This window comes from Chryseobacterium sp. NFX27 (assembly GCF_049887855.1).
Lineage (GTDB): Bacteria > Bacteroidota > Bacteroidia > Flavobacteriales > Weeksellaceae > Chryseobacterium.
Window position 1 is genome coordinate 1 of sequence record NZ_JAGEKK010000027.1, and the last position, 15,190, is coordinate 15,190.

Consider the following 15,190-nt stretch of genomic DNA (forward strand, 5'->3'; position numbering starts at 1 on the left):
TGGCCAGCTCATTTTTTGCGACAAAAACGCAAAGCTGCAGATCTTCCGGAGGCGTTTTTTGTACGCATCAATTCGCTGAGCTCGTGCCATCGCTCCCAGAACTTGGAACAATCATGCGACACGCCATTACCTTTTTTGATTTTTCGGCCATTCAATCCCCCGCTTTTCCCGATGCCTTTTTCATGGCAGCAAAACCAAAATCCACCTACGATGGAATTTCTTTATTTGATGTGTGGAAGTTCCTTAAATTTTGAAATATCCTTTAAACGGATTTTTAATTTTTCAGGAATGTAGAACTTTCCTGCATTCACATTATTCGAATTATCGGGCGTTTTTATCATTGCAAATTTAGGTCTAACAGTCTCGCACAAAAAAACTTTTTTGGGAATCCGATTTCTCCAAAATCAAACCCACCACAAAAAAGTTTCAAGCCGTTCCGGTTTTGTTAATCCTGTTATTCCTTTCGTCAATTAGCAAAGAAAAACGACACCTCAATTATACGAATAATGCAAACCGCAGAAGTTCTTTGACATTCCCGAAAAATTTAAAAAAATCCGAAAGGATTATCATTTCTCAATTTCAGAAACGTCCACTAAAAAAAAACTCGTGTCCTCAATACCAAATAATAAAAACTTAAAAAAATACAATCCTTATAAACCTTATAAATATTAACTTTTAAAATATAAAATTATGAAAACAGCTACTAAAAAACAATCAAGATATTCAAAAAATTCAAATAATTCAGAACCAAAAAAAGATAAATTTATAGATAAGATATTAGAAAATTTAGATAAAGTAAATGCTAATGATTGGGAAGCATACACAAATTTTAAAGGTGTTTTTCCTATTAATTTATTTACTCAAAATAGATACAATGGTTTTAATATAATGGCATTATTTTTAGATACAATGGTTAATAATTGCAAGACTTCAAGATATGCAACTTTCAATAGTATATCTAAAGCAGGTGGCAGATTAAAAAAAGGTTCTAAAGGTTGCGTGATAGAATTTTTTAGTTTCATTTTTAAGCACAAAGAAACTGGTAAAATAATTCCTGAAACGGAAGTTAAAAAAATGACACAAGATGAAATAAATAAATTAAATAAAATTCCTTGCTTAAAAAATTATGTTGTATTTAATTCGGAATTTATTGAAAATTTGGAAGAACTTAATCTATCTATTATTGATGAAGAACCGCAAGAAATAGAGTGTAATGAAATCGAAAATTGTGAACTGTTTATTTCAAAAATTATTGCGAAAGGAAATTTAAAAATAAAATATGCCACAAGTGAAGTTGCATTTTATACACCTACTTTTGATTTTATTGAAATGCCAAAAAGAGAATTTTTCATTTCAACATCGAAATATTATTCTACATTGTTTCATGAAATTATTCACTGGACTGGTCACACTTCGAGATTAGATAGAAATTTATCGGGTCACAACAATAAAGAAAGTTATTCTTTCGAAGAACTTATTGCAGAAATGGGTTCAATGTTAAATTGTTTACAGTATGGTATTATAGAAGAATTTATAAACTCTGTAAGGTATCTTAAAGGTTGGTCTACAAAAAATATAAATGAAAGGGAGAGCAATTTAAGAAATGCATTTTCTGAATCAAAAAAAGCAAAAAAATACTTGGAACAACTATAAAAATTAAACCTCTCAATTTGAGAGGTTTTTTTTATTTTAAATATTTTGCAAGTCTTAAAAGCTCACTATCAAATGACGATTCTTTTAATTGAATATAATTTTTTATATTCTTTGCAGGAACTTCAAATTTCAAAACTTCTTTCAAACTATTTTCTAAATCGGCATAAATATTTTTAAATTCTTTTAGTTGCTTTTTATCTGCAATAGTTGATTCTACTTTGTGATTATAATATGCTAATTCTAAAAAGAATTTTTCTTTCTTTTCATCGTCTGTAAATTGTAAATCGGATAAGATGTTATTTGTTTTTGGGTTTTCTTCGTGGTTTCTATTTTCTTCCATTTTAGTAATATTTTTATTTTAGATATGTAAAGATATAAAATATATTTCAAAGTTATAATAGAGATTTTTTCTTCAATGTTTTTTCCGACTATCAAAAATCCCTATCTTTGAAATATCTTCGCGATTCGGGTAAAGAAAGGAGAGCAAGAGGGAACGTGTCTTAAAAAGACAACGTTCTGAATTATAAGTACTTAAATAATAACAAGTTATTATTTTTAGTAAGAATATTATTAAAAATAATATAAATATTTGAAAATCAAATAATAATGGAATACAATTTTAATAAAAATTTTGAAAAAGATAAAAATATGAAGATTTCAGGTGATCTTCATTCTAAACTAACTAACTTGAAAAAAATGTTTAGATTCTCTACTTTTGATAATTTAATTCTCTATCTATTAAATGAGAAAAAATCAGATATTGAACAGTATTTGGAAATAAAAGCTAAGGAAGAAATATTAAATAAAATTGAAAAAAGTATTGATGATAGAGTGGATTCAATACAAAAAAGATTATCAAAATTTGGCTCTTTATATTTTGATAAAATTATTGATGTTTATAATCTTCAAGAAGCTTCTACAATTGAAATATTAAAACGTATTAATAGTAAAGATGATACGCCAAATGATACTAAAGACTTAAATTTAAAAAACAATGAAGATTTAGAAAAGATTAAAAATGAGAATAAAAAATTACTACAGGATAGCTTAGATAATGACACAATTGTTCAAAATTTAGAAGATAAATTAAGATTAATAAAATCTAAGTTTGAATTAAAAACAGGTGCATTTTCAAAATCTTATGATGCGAAATTGACTATAACAGAATTTGAAGAAATATTTAAATAATGCATATATCTTTTACAAAACATGATCCTAATATTTCTACAAGTAGTAAAGGTGTAATGGAATATTTAGAGAAAGAAAATAATGCAAGAGATAAAGATTTAGAAAACTATTTAGACGAAATTGATTCATTAGAAGAAAATAAATTTGATGAACAAATAGAAAAACAGAATAAATTTTTTTCAAATGCTGAACAAGACGAGCAAGAAAAATATTATTCTCAAATTGAAGCCACAGACGCAATTGATAATAATTCAAGTTCCAGACATAAAGAAACCCAATCTAATTTTTTTATGCTTAATGTTTCTCCAAGTAAACAAGAGTTGGAACATTTGCAAAAAATTGTAGATGTTGAATTAAAAAATAAAGGTATTGGAGAAAAAGAAAGAAAAATATTAGAACAGACCGATCAAGGGAAAAAGCAAATTGAAATCATGAAAAATGATTTAATGCATCAAGCTTTAAGAGAATATTCAAGAGATGTGATGCAAAAATATGCTGAAAACTTTAATCGTACTGTTTATGCAAATCCTGATAATTTGCCAAACCAAAGAGAAGAAAAGCAAATTAATTCTGAAACAAAAATTGAATTAGAAAAGCAAAAAATTGATAAAAATAGTCCTGATTATGATAAGAAATATCAACTAATAAGAGAGCAGAAAGCAAAGGATTTAGGTAAAGATTTGAGTGTTCGTCCTATGACTGAAAAAGATTTAGTTTGGTTTGGAAAAGTTGAAGAAAAGAGAACTTATCGATCTGATGATAAATGGGTGAAAGATAATAAAGAAACTCAAAAAGAGATTGACAGACTTAGCAATGTTAAATCAGAATCTACATTTAGAAATAAAGAGAGATTAGAGAAGATTGAAACACTTCAAAATCGTTTACATAAAGATAGAGCAACAGGTGAAATAGTAAGAGAAGGAATGAGAAAAGGCGGTGATCAGTATCATGTTCATATTATTGTTTCAAGATATGACAACTGTCCTGATAAAAGATTTAAGGGTTCTATGTCTCCATTAGCAAATCATAAAAATTCAAAAATTGCGGGAAAAAATGCTAATGTTGGCTTTAATCGAGACGAGTTTTTCAAACAAACTGAAAAAACATTTGATCAAAAATTTAAGTTTGAAAGACAGCAAAAAGACAAATATGAACAGAAAAATTTTGAAAAGAAAAACAATAAAAATGCATCTAATAAAATTGGCAGTGTTGCTAAAAGAACCGGAAGCGAATTATTAAAACCTCTAAAAAAGGAAGTCATGAGAAACACAGGAATGAATGAAATTACTAACTTAAATTTGATGAATAATGTTAGTAAAGAATTAGGTTTCAGAATTCCAATGTCAGTACCAAAGACACCTTTGGAAGCTTCTATAAAACTTGTTAGATCAGCTATCCAAAAAATAAATGAAGTATCAAAAGGAATATAATATAATATGAAAATTTTAGACTTAACACTGCGGAACTGGTTAATAATTATTTCTGCTATTTTAATATTAACCTTGATTTTATTCGGGGCTTTTAAATCGAAAAATAAGATTGTAAAACTTTCGTTATTTTTTATATGTTTAGGCTTTATTGCTTTTACTGGTATGCAACTGGGAAATTATTTATTTCCTGTTTTATATTTGATGTTACCTTCATTAGCTTTTTCAGGTTTAATTTATGCTTGGTCTTACGAGAAACCTGTTGACCCTATTTGGGATATTGAATTTATGACAAGTCAGGGTAAAAAAGTGGTTCGAGGTGTTGCGAGAGGTATTGCAATCTTCGGTTCTGCGGGTTCAGGAAAAACCGTCCTTATCTATACTATTTTTTTAATCCACTTTGCAAGGGCAAGATTTGCAGGTTTAATCTACGATTTCAAAAATGGAGAACTAACGGAACTGGCATTGCCATTATTTAAGGACAGACTAAGAATTATAGCATTGCATAATCCCGAAATTAGTGTAGGTTGTAATCCAATTTACCATGAATATTTACATGGAGAAAAAGATATTAATCAGATTGTAAAAGTTATTTTGGATAATCTTATAAATAATGGAGTAGGGAAGGGGGATGATTTCTTTAAAGATAGTGCTAGTTCTTTGTTAGCTGGTGTGATGATGAAATTTTGGTTAGATCACAAAGAATTTTGCACACTCCCTCATATCATTGCTTTTATACTTGCTGTAGATTTTAGTGTAAAGACAGAAGGAGCAAATAATTTAGGAGAAGAAGCAACCGCTCAATTCGGAAAATTAAAAGATTTCTTAACTTCAAATAAAAGGGTGGCGATACAGGGTTCAACTTTTATTTTAGGTCTTGCATCCTCAAAACAAACCGCTTCTGTCGTTTCTACTTTAGCTAATGCACTGAGAAAAATCGCTTTTCCTGAAGCTTTTTATATTCTTTCAAGAAATGATATTGATTTTAATATTAATGATGAAAAGGTAGATTTAGTTATTTCCGTAATGAATGAGCCTAAAAGTGTGGAGTTCTTAAGTCCTATTAACGCTTGTATCATTCATACTATTACTAAACAAATGATGAATAGAGGAAGAAAGCAAAGTTTTATTTTATTGGATGAAGCACCAACAATTAAACTTTTAAATATGGCTCAAATCCCTGCAACTATGCGAAGTTTTGGAGTGTCTACAATCTATTGTGCACAGGATATTGTACAAGGAGTAGTCCAATACGGTAGAGACGGTTTTAAAGAAATTATTGCCAACCTTTCAACGCAATTTTTCGGTAAGGCAAATGATGCAGATACAGCCAAGTTTTATGAAGGTTATTTCGAGCTTGTAAAAGAGAAAACAAAGTCTACAACTCAAAAAGGAGGGGACGGTAATTTGTTAAGCACCGGAGATAAAAGCACAACTACCAGTGAAAGGGAAGTTTCTAAGCACAGGGCGCATGAATTTACAAAATTGAAAGTAGGGCAGTTTGCTTTTCTTTCAGATGGTAACAATGAAATTGTTAATGTTGTTGCCCCGAAAATAGTATCTGAAAAAATTACATCTAAAAAGCAGGTTTCACAGCAGAAATTAGAAAGTAATTTTAATAAAATTTTAGATGAAGCAAATTCAATTCTTGGTTAAAGATTGAATCATTAGACAAATGAATTATAAGTTTTTAAACTTACATTTGTTATATATTTTACGACAAGAAGCTGACAGCTCTTTATTCTATCAATAGGAATCTGGTACATTCATTTGAAACATAGGATAAATAAGGCTATCTGCACCTATATGGTGTGGGTTTATTCCTTATTTGTGTTTCAAGGTTTACCAGAACCTCTATTGACATTTAAGGTCTAAAAACTCACACTTTCTTTTTTTTTACCACTGAGTTTTTTTTGAAGAGTATTAAGCATATTAATTTATAATTATAAAATTGATGTTAAAATCATACAAAAATGTGAAATATTAATAATTATTAACGGTACTGTGAATAATACGCTAATTTATATACGACGAAAAAAGTTGCGTATATTTGGAAATGTGTTAAAAAAGTTGCGTATATTTGGAAAAATGTTTATTTTTACAACATCAAATATTTCAAAAATTAAAGAATAATAATAACATAATTAATTAAAAAATGAAAAAATTTAGAAATTCAGCATTAGGACTTGCCTTGACTTTAGGAACTCCAACATTAGCATTTGCCCAAGGGATTAATTTAAAAGGTCCGGCGCAACAATTTGCATCTGAAATAAAAGGGATTTTCCCTTATGTAGCAGTTGCTATTTTTATTGTCGTTGTATTGGTTAATCTCGGACATTTTGTAAAAGATAATGGAGATTGGAAAAAAGGATTGACTAATATCGTGCTTTTCGCATTGATCTTAGGAGCGGTTGTAGGTTTAATAAATTATGTAGGCAATATAAAGCTTAGCTAAATTATGGAAGAAAAAGAAGTAAAAAACTTAAAAGGTTACAGGCAAAAGCCAACAATCTATGGTCTTAATACAATAGGTTTTTTAGTAACGGCAATAATAGGCATCATGGCTTTATTGTCGCTTTTATCTGGAATCTCAATTATTAAAGTAATCGTAATTGCTGTAATCATTGCTGTAACCTATTTTACTTCTCTTATTTTATCAAATAACACAACAATTAACGAATGGCTTTTTGACGAAAAATTGCCTGAAAAATTTTCTGACGATGAATAATGTTTTTTTGCATATTGAAGATAACAAAGCAATTGGAACCAATGGCGTTTTTGCACAAGGTTATGAAATTGATTTGACAGAAAAATATTCTTTAGGAGAAGAAGATTATTTAAATCTTGATGCAGTTTGGAACAGAGCTTTAAAAGATATGCCTGCGGGTTCAATTTTATTAAAGCAGGATGTTTTTATGCAGAAGGATTTAAATACAGATAGTTTTCCTTCCGGTAATTTTTTGCAAAAGGCAACTAAAAATTATTTTGACAAAAGAACGTATCTATCACATAAGTGCTATCTATTTTTTGTACTTCCTGCAGGTGATACTTTCACGACCAAAATCACCAATCCATTCAAAAGACTTAATAAGAAAAAGTTTGAAAAATTTGATGATAATATCAATTCATTTATTAATACTGTAGAGCAGGTTGTTAGCTTTTTAAAAAATGCAAAGCTAAACAGTGGAAATGCTTTTAATATCAACGAAATGTCAAGTGAAGAAATGTATAATTATTACGATTATTTTTTCAACAATTTCCAAGATGAATTCGTTACTGATAGAGTTTTAAAAAATGGGTATATCCAAATTGGTGACCGTTACTTAGGTGCTATTTGTACAAGAGACGAAGAGAGCATGCCTGAAAAATTTAAACCTTTACAGGCTGATGATGATTTTCCTTCTGCAAAATATAAGTTCTTTCAAAATATTGGAGATATTTTCAGTTTCAAATTAAAATTTGATCACGTCTACAATCAGATTATATATTTTGAAGATAATTCAGATCAACTTGCAAAACTTAGAAAGACACATGATCTTTTAAAAAAATCAGCATCTTTTGACCCTAATAACAAAGTTAATTCAAATAAATTAGGAGACTTAATCGATGAGATTGCTAAGGACAAAGATAAAGAGAGAATAGTAAGAGCGCATATTAATGTCCTTTTTATGGCGGACAATGAAGCTGATATAAAAAAATACAGAAATGAAATAACGGAAAAATTTAGATTATTAGATATTAAAGTCAGACAGCCAATAGGAAATTTCCTTAACTCTATTTACTGCAATTCTTTCTATTTATTTTCTCATTGTTTTTCAGATAAGCAATTATTTTACGCTAACCTTAGTTTGGCAACGCTTTTCATAAATAACTGTACTCATTACAAAAGTGATAAATCAGGAATTATCTACAATTCAAGAATTGATAATCTACCTGTATTATTTGACAATTGGGATGAAGATAAGAAGTATATGAATGCTCGTAACTTCATGATTTTTGGACCGACTGGATATGGGAAATCATTTAATGCAAACCACATTTTCAGACAGGTTTATGAAGATAATGCAAGAATTGTAATAGTTGATTTAGGAGGTTCTTATAGAAAATTATCTGCATTATATCCAAATGATTCTGTTTTTGTTCACTATAAAGAGGGGCAACCAATTGGATTAAATCCTTTCGATCTGCAAGGCGATTCTCTTACAGCTTCTAAAATTCAAGAACTTTCAGAATTTGTAATACCTCATTATTTAAGAGATAAATCAGCAACGGAGAATGAAAAGATTGCTTTGCGTAAGATTATCGAAGCATATTATAAAAATGGAGGAAAGGAAACTTTTTTGGATTTTGTAAGCGCAGTTAGAGAAAACAAAGATTCTATTTTGAAAGAATTGGATATTAAAGAAGAATACTTTGATATTGATAGTTTCCTTTTTAATATGTCCGAATTTGAAGAAGGAGGTATTTATGATTTCCTTTACAAAGGACAGTCCAATGATAACCTTAACAGGATTAAAGACAAAAGAATTATTGTTTTTGAACTGGATGAAGTGAAGGACAATGTAATTCTTTTAACAATTATGTTACAGCTTGTCTCAGCAACAATACACGAGACAATTTGGAAAGACAAGTCTACTAAAGGATATGTTTTCTTTGATGAAGTTGCGAAGCAATTTAAATTCAAAGGAGTACTTGAAAGAATTGAATACTTTTTTCAGGCTGTTAGGAAACAATACGGATCAATTGGGATTGTATTACAGGCAATTTCTCAACTTCCAGAAGAGGGAGAGTTAGGACAAATTGCAAAAACAATTATTGAGAATACTCAAATGATTTACGTCTTACATGCCAAAGATTATAGAGCATTGCAGAGAAGATTTGACCTTAGCGAACATGCATTTTATCAAATGAGTTCATTAACATCAAACTTTGAGGGAGAACGACCATTCTCAGAAATTTTTATCATGCGTGAAAATCATCATCAAGTTTACAGGTTAGAAGTTCCCCAACAGGTCTATTGGGCTTACCAAACAGAAGGTAAAAAGAACGAAGAACTGATGAAAGTTTATGAAGAAACGCAGGATATGGAAGAAGCCATAAACAAATACATCAATCAACAAAAACTATCAAAATGAAAAAGTTTATTTTAATTTTTACAATGTTTTTCTGTTCACTAATTTATTCACAAATCCCTGTAACAGATGCTACAGCTAATGCGAATCTTGGTTTGCAATTGTCACAATCAGCAAAGCAATTAACACAGTTGGCAAATACCTATAAATTAATGAAGCAGGGCTACGAACAGTATAAAAAAATTAATGGTTATGTTCAACAGATGGGACAGCTTCAAAATATAATAAATCAGCAAAGACAGGCAATTAACAACGCTAATTTATGTGCAAAAAAAGCTAAAAATGGTAAGTTCAGTCTGAAAGACGTTGAAACGAATTTGAGCCAAATTTCAGGGAGTGTTAAAACAGTACAGGCACTTTTACAAAATAACCTGTTTAACATGAATGATGGCGAAAGAATTCAAATCATGGATAAAGAATTGGATAAAGTAAAAACAGCCAATGCCGAAATCAGAGTGAAATTAATTAAAATGAGTTACTAATATGGATTATTCATGGTTGACGGGACTTAATGATATGGTTAGTAGTGCAAAGCTATTTGCAGTAACTATTACAGGAGCAAAAGCCTTAGCAATGGTCTGGATTCTAATTAAAGTTATAAAAAACTTTATCGAAACAGCAGAGAATTCAGAAGTGCCGAAAATAGGTGGAATAATGACAATTATTGGTTACGGTTTAATAATCGTTAGTTCAGATTGGGTAATTAATGTAATTGAATCTATGTTTTCAGGAGTAGATGTACAATTAACCGCCCCTCAGATAATGCCGGATAATGCAGTAAAGCAATATTTAAGTAAAATTGAGGAAGGAGTTGCAGAAATGAATGTATTTGACAAGATGTCTTTTTACATTTCATTACTTCCTCTGTATCTAACCACCGGACTAATGATATTCTTTAGTGAATTATTAAAGATTTTAGATATAGGTGTAGTAGGAATGTACTTAATCCAAAGGGTATTCTTAATTCAATTATTTAAAGTAATGTTTCCTTTTGCAATTGCGTTTTCAACATTAAGCAGTAATGCAGATATGTTGGTAAAATGGATCAAGACATATATGGGATTGTTTTTCTTAGGAATAGCCTATATAGCGATTATGAAATTTTCAGATCTAATTTTTGAATTTGTTCAAAAAGAAGCTGGAGTAACTATTAGTTCAATTAATTATGATACAGACATAAGAAGAATTTTCTTTTACAGTGTAGGAGCATTATTAATCTCTTTTATGGTTAAATTTTCTTTGTTTGCAATAGTTACAAAAGAAGTAAGAAGTTTTTTTAGTTAAATAACATGAAAAAAGAAAAAGCAGAAATAACAGTCGGAAAAAACATTTATTCTGAACTGAAAAAGAATAGCAGAGCAGTTTGGGGAATGGTAATAGTAAGTGTTGTATCGATTATCTCATTCCTTTATTTAAGCCTTGTAGTTTATTCCGATAGTACTACGAAAATATTTACGATGAATGATAAAGGAGAAATGATTCCTTTAAGTCTTGTATCAGCAAAAAATGATAAAATAAAAGTAATTAAAGCAAATGCAGAATACTTTGTGAAAAACTTTTATGATTTAGACCAGTATAGCCTTAAAGATAAGAAAGAACGTGCATTATGGTTAGTTTCAGACCAACCAACTAAAATTATAAAGGATAAAGATGCAAAAGGATATTACAGTGACTTTCTTTCTATCAATGGTTTGGTTCAAAAGGCTGATATAATGCCTGATAGTTGGGAAATTTCAAATGTTGATGATAACCCTAATGTGAATTTTTCAGTTTTAGTAAAGCGTATCAATGGAACTAATGAAGATTATTTCAGGGCTGATATCCAAATGAGAATGACAAAGGTAAATATTAATTATCCTTACAATCCTTTTGGATTTTTAATAACAAATTTTGTTGAAAGTTTATCTAAGGTAAAGAAACCAACAGATGATGAAATTAAAACACAGGATAGTATTATAGTCGAACAAATAAATCCAACCATAACAAATTAATATGGAAAAACTAAAAGAATTTTGGACTAATAAGACCGATGAAGAAAGGCGAAAAATTATTGTTTATGCAGTATTCGGATTTGTCTCAGTATTATTATTTATTGGAGTTTACGCCCTGAATAGTGGTGATGATAAACAAACTATATCTGAAATCACAAACCCTGATGCTAAAGAAGCTCAAAAATATAATAGTAGAGCAGAAGCAAATCAGTTAGGAACAAAGGACAGTACTTCTATGAATACGGCAATGGATGGCTTGTTTGGTAGTTCCAGTTCCGATGATATCCCAACTGATACTTATTCTCAGCCAAGCTATACGGAGCCGACTTACACCGAGCCAACTTATACACCACCTTCATATAATAATAATTCAGGCGGTAGCAGTTCCGGAGGAAAAAAAGGAGGTAATTATAATTCGCACAGTACTTATGGAGATTATAGTATGTGGCAAGCGGAAGAACCGCAGAATAATTCTATTGAGTACACGGAAGTAAAAAATTATCCATCTACTAAAAAACAACAGAAAAATTCTCAAAGTAATACAGCAAGTTATGAGGAAGTTCCTACCTATTCTCAACCCAATTATGGCAATTCTGAAAAGAAAACAAATCTATCTCAGGGGAAAAAAGTTAGGGCGAAATTAGTTTCCAAAGGCTATGCAACGAGTGGAAGAAGCTTATCATTTGTTTTACTTGAAGATGTAAACATAAGCGGAGAACAAGCCAAAAAAGGGCAAGTGATCACAGGAAATGCGGTTGCAGATGGTGAAAGATTGTTAGTCAGATTCGGAACGATTAAAGTTAATGGGAAAACAGTAAATGCAAACGCTTTTCTATTAGGATATGATGGACAAGAAGGCTTACCAGTTAGAGGATCATCTAACAACAGCGGAAGCGGAGCAGGAGAGTTTGCAAAAAACGAAGCTCAGGGAGTAGTAAGTGGAATTCCTGTAGTCGGGGGAATCCTGAGCAGAGCCACAAGCGGGGGCTCAGGTTCTCGAAATAACGAAAGTAAAATACAATTACCAAATAACGTTGAATGTCAAATAATGTTTAATTAAAAAAAATCAATATGAAAAAGAATTTAGTTTTCGTGTTTTTGTTAGTGGGATTCTTAGGTTTTTCCCAAACAAAAAAGAAAGTTTACAAAAAGAAGCCAGTAAAAAAATCTTACGCAAAGAAACCAGTTACCAAAAAAGATACTGCAAAAGATGTAATTGAAGTAAAAGAAGAGCCAACAGTTGTACAAGTCGCAGAACCTGCAAAGGTAGAAAGTCCAATAGTTGAAAATGTTGCCACAGTAGAGAAGCCAACTTATGAAGTTTTAGCAGAAAAAGTCCTAAAAGAAAAAGGATGGATTAATAACAGAAATTCAGCATTAGTAAACGGAGTTGAGGGATTTGTAAAAGGTGTTTATTCAGGAAACGGGAAAATCTTTGTTTTACTTGAAGTATCTAACAGAAGTAATATTAATTATGATGTAGAAAGTGCAGTTTTTATTACTTCGCCAGTTGAAAGAAATGGTAAGACCATTGACACAGAGGAAAAAACATTTATTCCGATTTTCTCAAACCAACCTGAAAGTTTCATGAAAAAATCAAAACAAAGATTAGTGTATGTTTTCGATAAGTTCACGATTGCAGGTGATAAAACTCTACATTTCGTAATGAATGAAATAGATGGAGAGAGATCTCTCACTTTAGAAATTAAACCAAAATACATTTTAGAAGCCGATAGCACAAAATAAAAAGTTATGATGAATCCAAAATTATTAATCGTTTGTATGCTTTTTTTTAGCATAGTTTTAAACGCTCAAGGAAGAAGAAAAGACCAAAGTTCTATTCATGCAGAATATGGATATATGAACTCAGGCAGTGATTCCCTTAAAAAAGGAGGGTACATGGCAAAGATCGGATATGCCCGAGTAATCGGAGATAAAGGGTTTTTAGGAAAAGCAGAAGCTTTTTATCAAGATTATAAAGTTAATTATATAGATGGTATTGTTCTACCTTATCAAAGATATGGCTTAAGTGTTCAAGCAGGGTACAGCTATGAAGGATTATCACCAGTTTATCTTAACGGATGGTTTGGAGCTTATGGAGGATATGAAAACGTAAACGATGGGAATACTAAAGACCCGAAATATAATGCTGAAATTCCTGCCGAGGTGAAAGGCTTCGTTTATGGTCTTACAGGTTCAGCAGAGGTAGAATATATGTTTACAAGAAAACTATCATTACTAATTAATTACACGCAATTTTACGACCTTAAAAGCTCGTTTTCTGAATCTAACTATGCTTTTTTCGGAGGTCTTAGATACTATATTAACTAATCACAAATATTTATTATGAAAAAATACTTATTAATCCTAATAGCAGTTTTAGGAACATTATTTACAAATTCATGTGCTACTGATGGAGATTGGGAAGATGGCACAAATGGGGGACAATTCGGATTTACAATTGAAAGAGACGATAATTTTATTGAAAAAGGAATTGGTGAAGCAAACCAGTTAAAATTTAATATTCAAACAAATTACGATTTTTCTCAAGTTGAGACAACATTTAAATTTACAACCAGTTTAAACGGAAGTCTTAAACTTAATGGTCAAACTTTAACTCCTAATCAGGAATACACATTTACATCAAAAACTAATATTTTTGAGTATGTAGGAAATGTCTCAGGAACACACGATTTAAAATTCACTGTAAAGAATTCAAAAGGAGCATCTAAAGAAGAGGAATTTTCTTTACCTTATTCAATCTCAGAATTTACTCATACTTACACTGGAGGAACAGCACCAATATTTCAGGGTGACGATACTCAATATTTAATGAAAATTATTCCCGGCACTGGTCAGCCAACTTCGGGATATGAGATTAAATTTAATTCTTACACAGGAGCAATTAAACTAAATGGAGTGACTGCAACTACGGGTCAATATTATCCTTTACCGAATATTGATAATTTTAATGTTACTCTTACTACTAATATTGCAGGTCAGGGAGCAATCCATTATACAATCAAAAATAATACGGTTAGCAAAGATTATTCTATTCAGCAAGATGTCACACAAAGACAAATTACTGTAGAAAGTATGAATATTAATGCAACAGCAGTTCCGCCAAATACACCTATGAGTTTAATCGGTGTTATTAAAAAAACGCCTATTACTGGAAATCTTAACGTACAATACAAAACTTGGATTTCTTCTGCATCAAATAATAATACAAACGGAATTCAAAATACTAATAACGTTTATATTCCTTATACTTTAGGTTCAACTGGTAATTTTACTTATAACATGAATGCAGTAGAAACAGGAACTTACACGTATAATATCCAATTTAAGGATGAGTATGGAAATGAAAGCGCAGTAAAAACTTTTACTGTTGAAGTTGGAACTCCTTTAACATTTATCGGACAACAATCATCAAAGTTAATAATTACTAGAGGACAACAAACAAGCTTAGGGTACAGTTATATTTCTTTTGGATTTTTAAAATCATTTAAAGTAGAATCTAATCCAGCGAAAATAATAAGTATAGAATACACATTAAATTATTATTTTGGTTCAACACCTATAACCCAAAGTGTAACAGTTCCTATCAGTTTACAAAATACAGTTGAATATACTGATGATTTAACTATAGCAAGTCAAGGTCTTGGATATTCACAGAGTCCAAGTGCTATTAATACAGCGACTTTAAAAATTAAAGTAAATGCTAATGATGGTACAAATACAGAGAAAATTATTCCTATGACAATACAATATCAATAATAATTTAAAATATAAAATA

16 protein-coding genes are annotated in these 15,190 nt (G+C 30.2%); 15 read left to right on the forward strand and 1 reads right to left on the reverse strand.

What is annotated here, in order from left to right:
* Positions 1 to 254: hypothetical protein (locus tag J4Q03_RS20190; protein WP_426049912.1), on the forward strand; the 254-nt coding region annotated here is incomplete at its 5' end.
* Between the two features lie 436 nt (positions 255 to 690).
* A complete protein-coding gene (locus tag J4Q03_RS20195) occupies positions 691 to 1,653 on the forward strand; it encodes a zincin-like metallopeptidase domain-containing protein (protein WP_426049913.1) in 963 nt (320 codons plus the stop codon).
* Between the two features lie 31 nt (positions 1,654 to 1,684).
* Here the strand turns inward: J4Q03_RS20195 and J4Q03_RS20200 are convergent, their stop codons facing one another.
* A complete protein-coding gene (locus tag J4Q03_RS20200; RefSeq protein ID WP_426049914.1) occupies positions 1,685 to 1,993 on the reverse strand; it encodes a hypothetical protein in 309 nt (102 codons plus the stop codon).
* A 266-nt stretch (positions 1,994 to 2,259) separates the two neighbouring features.
* Between J4Q03_RS20200 and J4Q03_RS20205 the strand changes: the two genes are divergently transcribed.
* The 13 genes from J4Q03_RS20205 to J4Q03_RS20265 all read left to right on the forward strand — a co-directional run bounded on the left by J4Q03_RS20205 (position 2,260) and on the right by J4Q03_RS20265 (position 15,171).
* Positions 2,260 to 2,841, forward strand: a complete 582-nt coding sequence (locus J4Q03_RS20205; protein ID WP_426049915.1) for a hypothetical protein — start codon at positions 2,260 to 2,262, stop codon at positions 2,839 to 2,841.
* Positions 2,841 to 4,271, forward strand: coding sequence for a DUF5712 family protein (locus J4Q03_RS20210; RefSeq protein WP_426049916.1), 1,431 nt, complete (start codon positions 2,841 to 2,843; stop codon positions 4,269 to 4,271). Before J4Q03_RS20205 ends, J4Q03_RS20210 begins: the two co-directional genes overlap by 1 nt.
* Before the next feature lie 6 nt (positions 4,272 to 4,277).
* The gene (locus J4Q03_RS20215) at positions 4,278 to 5,924 is read left to right on the forward strand and encodes a type IV secretory system conjugative DNA transfer family protein (protein ID WP_426049917.1); all 1,647 of its coding nucleotides are present in this window, start codon (positions 4,278 to 4,280) and stop codon (positions 5,922 to 5,924) included.
* Positions 5,925 to 6,423: 499 nt separating this feature from the next.
* Complete coding sequence (locus J4Q03_RS20220) at positions 6,424 to 6,723, forward strand: hypothetical protein (protein ID WP_426049918.1); 300 nt, start codon at positions 6,424 to 6,426, stop codon at positions 6,721 to 6,723.
* Between the two features lie 3 nt (positions 6,724 to 6,726).
* On the forward strand, positions 6,727 to 6,996 hold the full coding sequence (locus J4Q03_RS20225; RefSeq protein WP_426049919.1) for a hypothetical protein: 270 nt from the start codon (positions 6,727 to 6,729) through the stop codon (positions 6,994 to 6,996).
* On the forward strand, positions 6,989 to 9,403 hold the full coding sequence (locus J4Q03_RS20230; RefSeq protein WP_426049920.1) for a TraG family conjugative transposon ATPase: 2,415 nt from the start codon (positions 6,989 to 6,991) through the stop codon (positions 9,401 to 9,403). Before J4Q03_RS20225 ends, J4Q03_RS20230 begins: the two co-directional genes overlap by 8 nt.
* Positions 9,400 to 9,882 carry a hypothetical protein gene (locus J4Q03_RS20235; protein WP_426049921.1) on the forward strand — a complete coding sequence of 161 codons (483 nt, stop codon included), beginning with the start codon at positions 9,400 to 9,402 and terminating at the stop codon, positions 9,880 to 9,882. The genes J4Q03_RS20230 and J4Q03_RS20235 overlap by 4 nt, the downstream gene beginning before the upstream one ends.
* Before the next feature lies 1 nt (position 9,883).
* Positions 9,884 to 10,684: a hypothetical protein gene (locus J4Q03_RS20240; protein ID WP_426049922.1), complete on the forward strand. Its 801-nt coding sequence runs from the start codon at positions 9,884 to 9,886 to the stop codon at positions 10,682 to 10,684.
* Positions 10,685 to 10,689: 5 nt separating this feature from the next.
* Positions 10,690 to 11,391, forward strand: coding sequence for a hypothetical protein (locus tag J4Q03_RS20245; RefSeq protein WP_426049923.1), 702 nt, complete (start codon positions 10,690 to 10,692; stop codon positions 11,389 to 11,391).
* Between the two features lies 1 nt (position 11,392).
* The gene (gene traM / locus J4Q03_RS20250) at positions 11,393 to 12,451 is read left to right on the forward strand and encodes a conjugative transposon protein TraM (RefSeq protein ID WP_426049924.1); all 1,059 of its coding nucleotides are present in this window, start codon (positions 11,393 to 11,395) and stop codon (positions 12,449 to 12,451) included.
* 11 nt (positions 12,452 to 12,462) lie between these two features.
* On the forward strand, positions 12,463 to 13,137 hold the full coding sequence (locus J4Q03_RS20255; RefSeq protein ID WP_426049925.1) for a DUF4138 domain-containing protein: 675 nt from the start codon (positions 12,463 to 12,465) through the stop codon (positions 13,135 to 13,137).
* A 36-nt stretch (positions 13,138 to 13,173) separates the two neighbouring features.
* The gene (locus J4Q03_RS20260) at positions 13,174 to 13,722 is read left to right on the forward strand and encodes a hypothetical protein (protein ID WP_426049926.1); all 549 of its coding nucleotides are present in this window, start codon (positions 13,174 to 13,176) and stop codon (positions 13,720 to 13,722) included.
* Between the two features lie 15 nt (positions 13,723 to 13,737).
* Positions 13,738 to 15,171 carry a hypothetical protein gene (locus J4Q03_RS20265; protein ID WP_426049927.1) on the forward strand — a complete coding sequence of 478 codons (1,434 nt, stop codon included), beginning with the start codon at positions 13,738 to 13,740 and terminating at the stop codon, positions 15,169 to 15,171.
* The last annotated feature ends 19 nt before the right edge of the window (positions 15,172 to 15,190 follow it).

Excerpts from the sequence above, each read along its gene's own strand:
- J4Q03_RS20195 (WP_426049913.1), top strand. The coding sequence starts at position 691 with ATGAAAACAGCTACTAAAAAACAATCAAGATATTCAAAAAATTCAAAT.
- J4Q03_RS20200 (WP_426049914.1), bottom strand. The coding sequence starts at position 1,993 with ATGGAAGAAAATAGAAACCACGAAGAAAACCCAAAAACAAATAACATC.
- J4Q03_RS20205 (WP_426049915.1), top strand. The coding sequence starts at position 2,260 with ATGGAATACAATTTTAATAAAAATTTTGAAAAAGATAAAAATATGAAG.
- J4Q03_RS20210 (WP_426049916.1), top strand. The coding sequence starts at position 2,841 with ATGCATATATCTTTTACAAAACATGATCCTAATATTTCTACAAGTAGT.
- J4Q03_RS20215 (WP_426049917.1), top strand. The coding sequence starts at position 4,278 with ATGAAAATTTTAGACTTAACACTGCGGAACTGGTTAATAATTATTTCT.
- J4Q03_RS20220 (WP_426049918.1), top strand. The coding sequence starts at position 6,424 with ATGAAAAAATTTAGAAATTCAGCATTAGGACTTGCCTTGACTTTAGGA.
- J4Q03_RS20225 (WP_426049919.1), top strand. The coding sequence starts at position 6,727 with ATGGAAGAAAAAGAAGTAAAAAACTTAAAAGGTTACAGGCAAAAGCCA.
- J4Q03_RS20230 (WP_426049920.1), top strand. The coding sequence starts at position 6,989 with ATGAATAATGTTTTTTTGCATATTGAAGATAACAAAGCAATTGGAACC.
- J4Q03_RS20235 (WP_426049921.1), top strand. The coding sequence starts at position 9,400 with ATGAAAAAGTTTATTTTAATTTTTACAATGTTTTTCTGTTCACTAATT.
- J4Q03_RS20240 (WP_426049922.1), top strand. The coding sequence starts at position 9,884 with ATGGATTATTCATGGTTGACGGGACTTAATGATATGGTTAGTAGTGCA.
- J4Q03_RS20245 (WP_426049923.1), top strand. The coding sequence starts at position 10,690 with ATGAAAAAAGAAAAAGCAGAAATAACAGTCGGAAAAAACATTTATTCT.
- traM (WP_426049924.1), top strand. The coding sequence starts at position 11,393 with ATGGAAAAACTAAAAGAATTTTGGACTAATAAGACCGATGAAGAAAGG.
- J4Q03_RS20255 (WP_426049925.1), top strand. The coding sequence starts at position 12,463 with ATGAAAAAGAATTTAGTTTTCGTGTTTTTGTTAGTGGGATTCTTAGGT.
- J4Q03_RS20260 (WP_426049926.1), top strand. The coding sequence starts at position 13,174 with ATGCTTTTTTTTAGCATAGTTTTAAACGCTCAAGGAAGAAGAAAAGAC.
- J4Q03_RS20265 (WP_426049927.1), top strand. The coding sequence starts at position 13,738 with ATGAAAAAATACTTATTAATCCTAATAGCAGTTTTAGGAACATTATTT.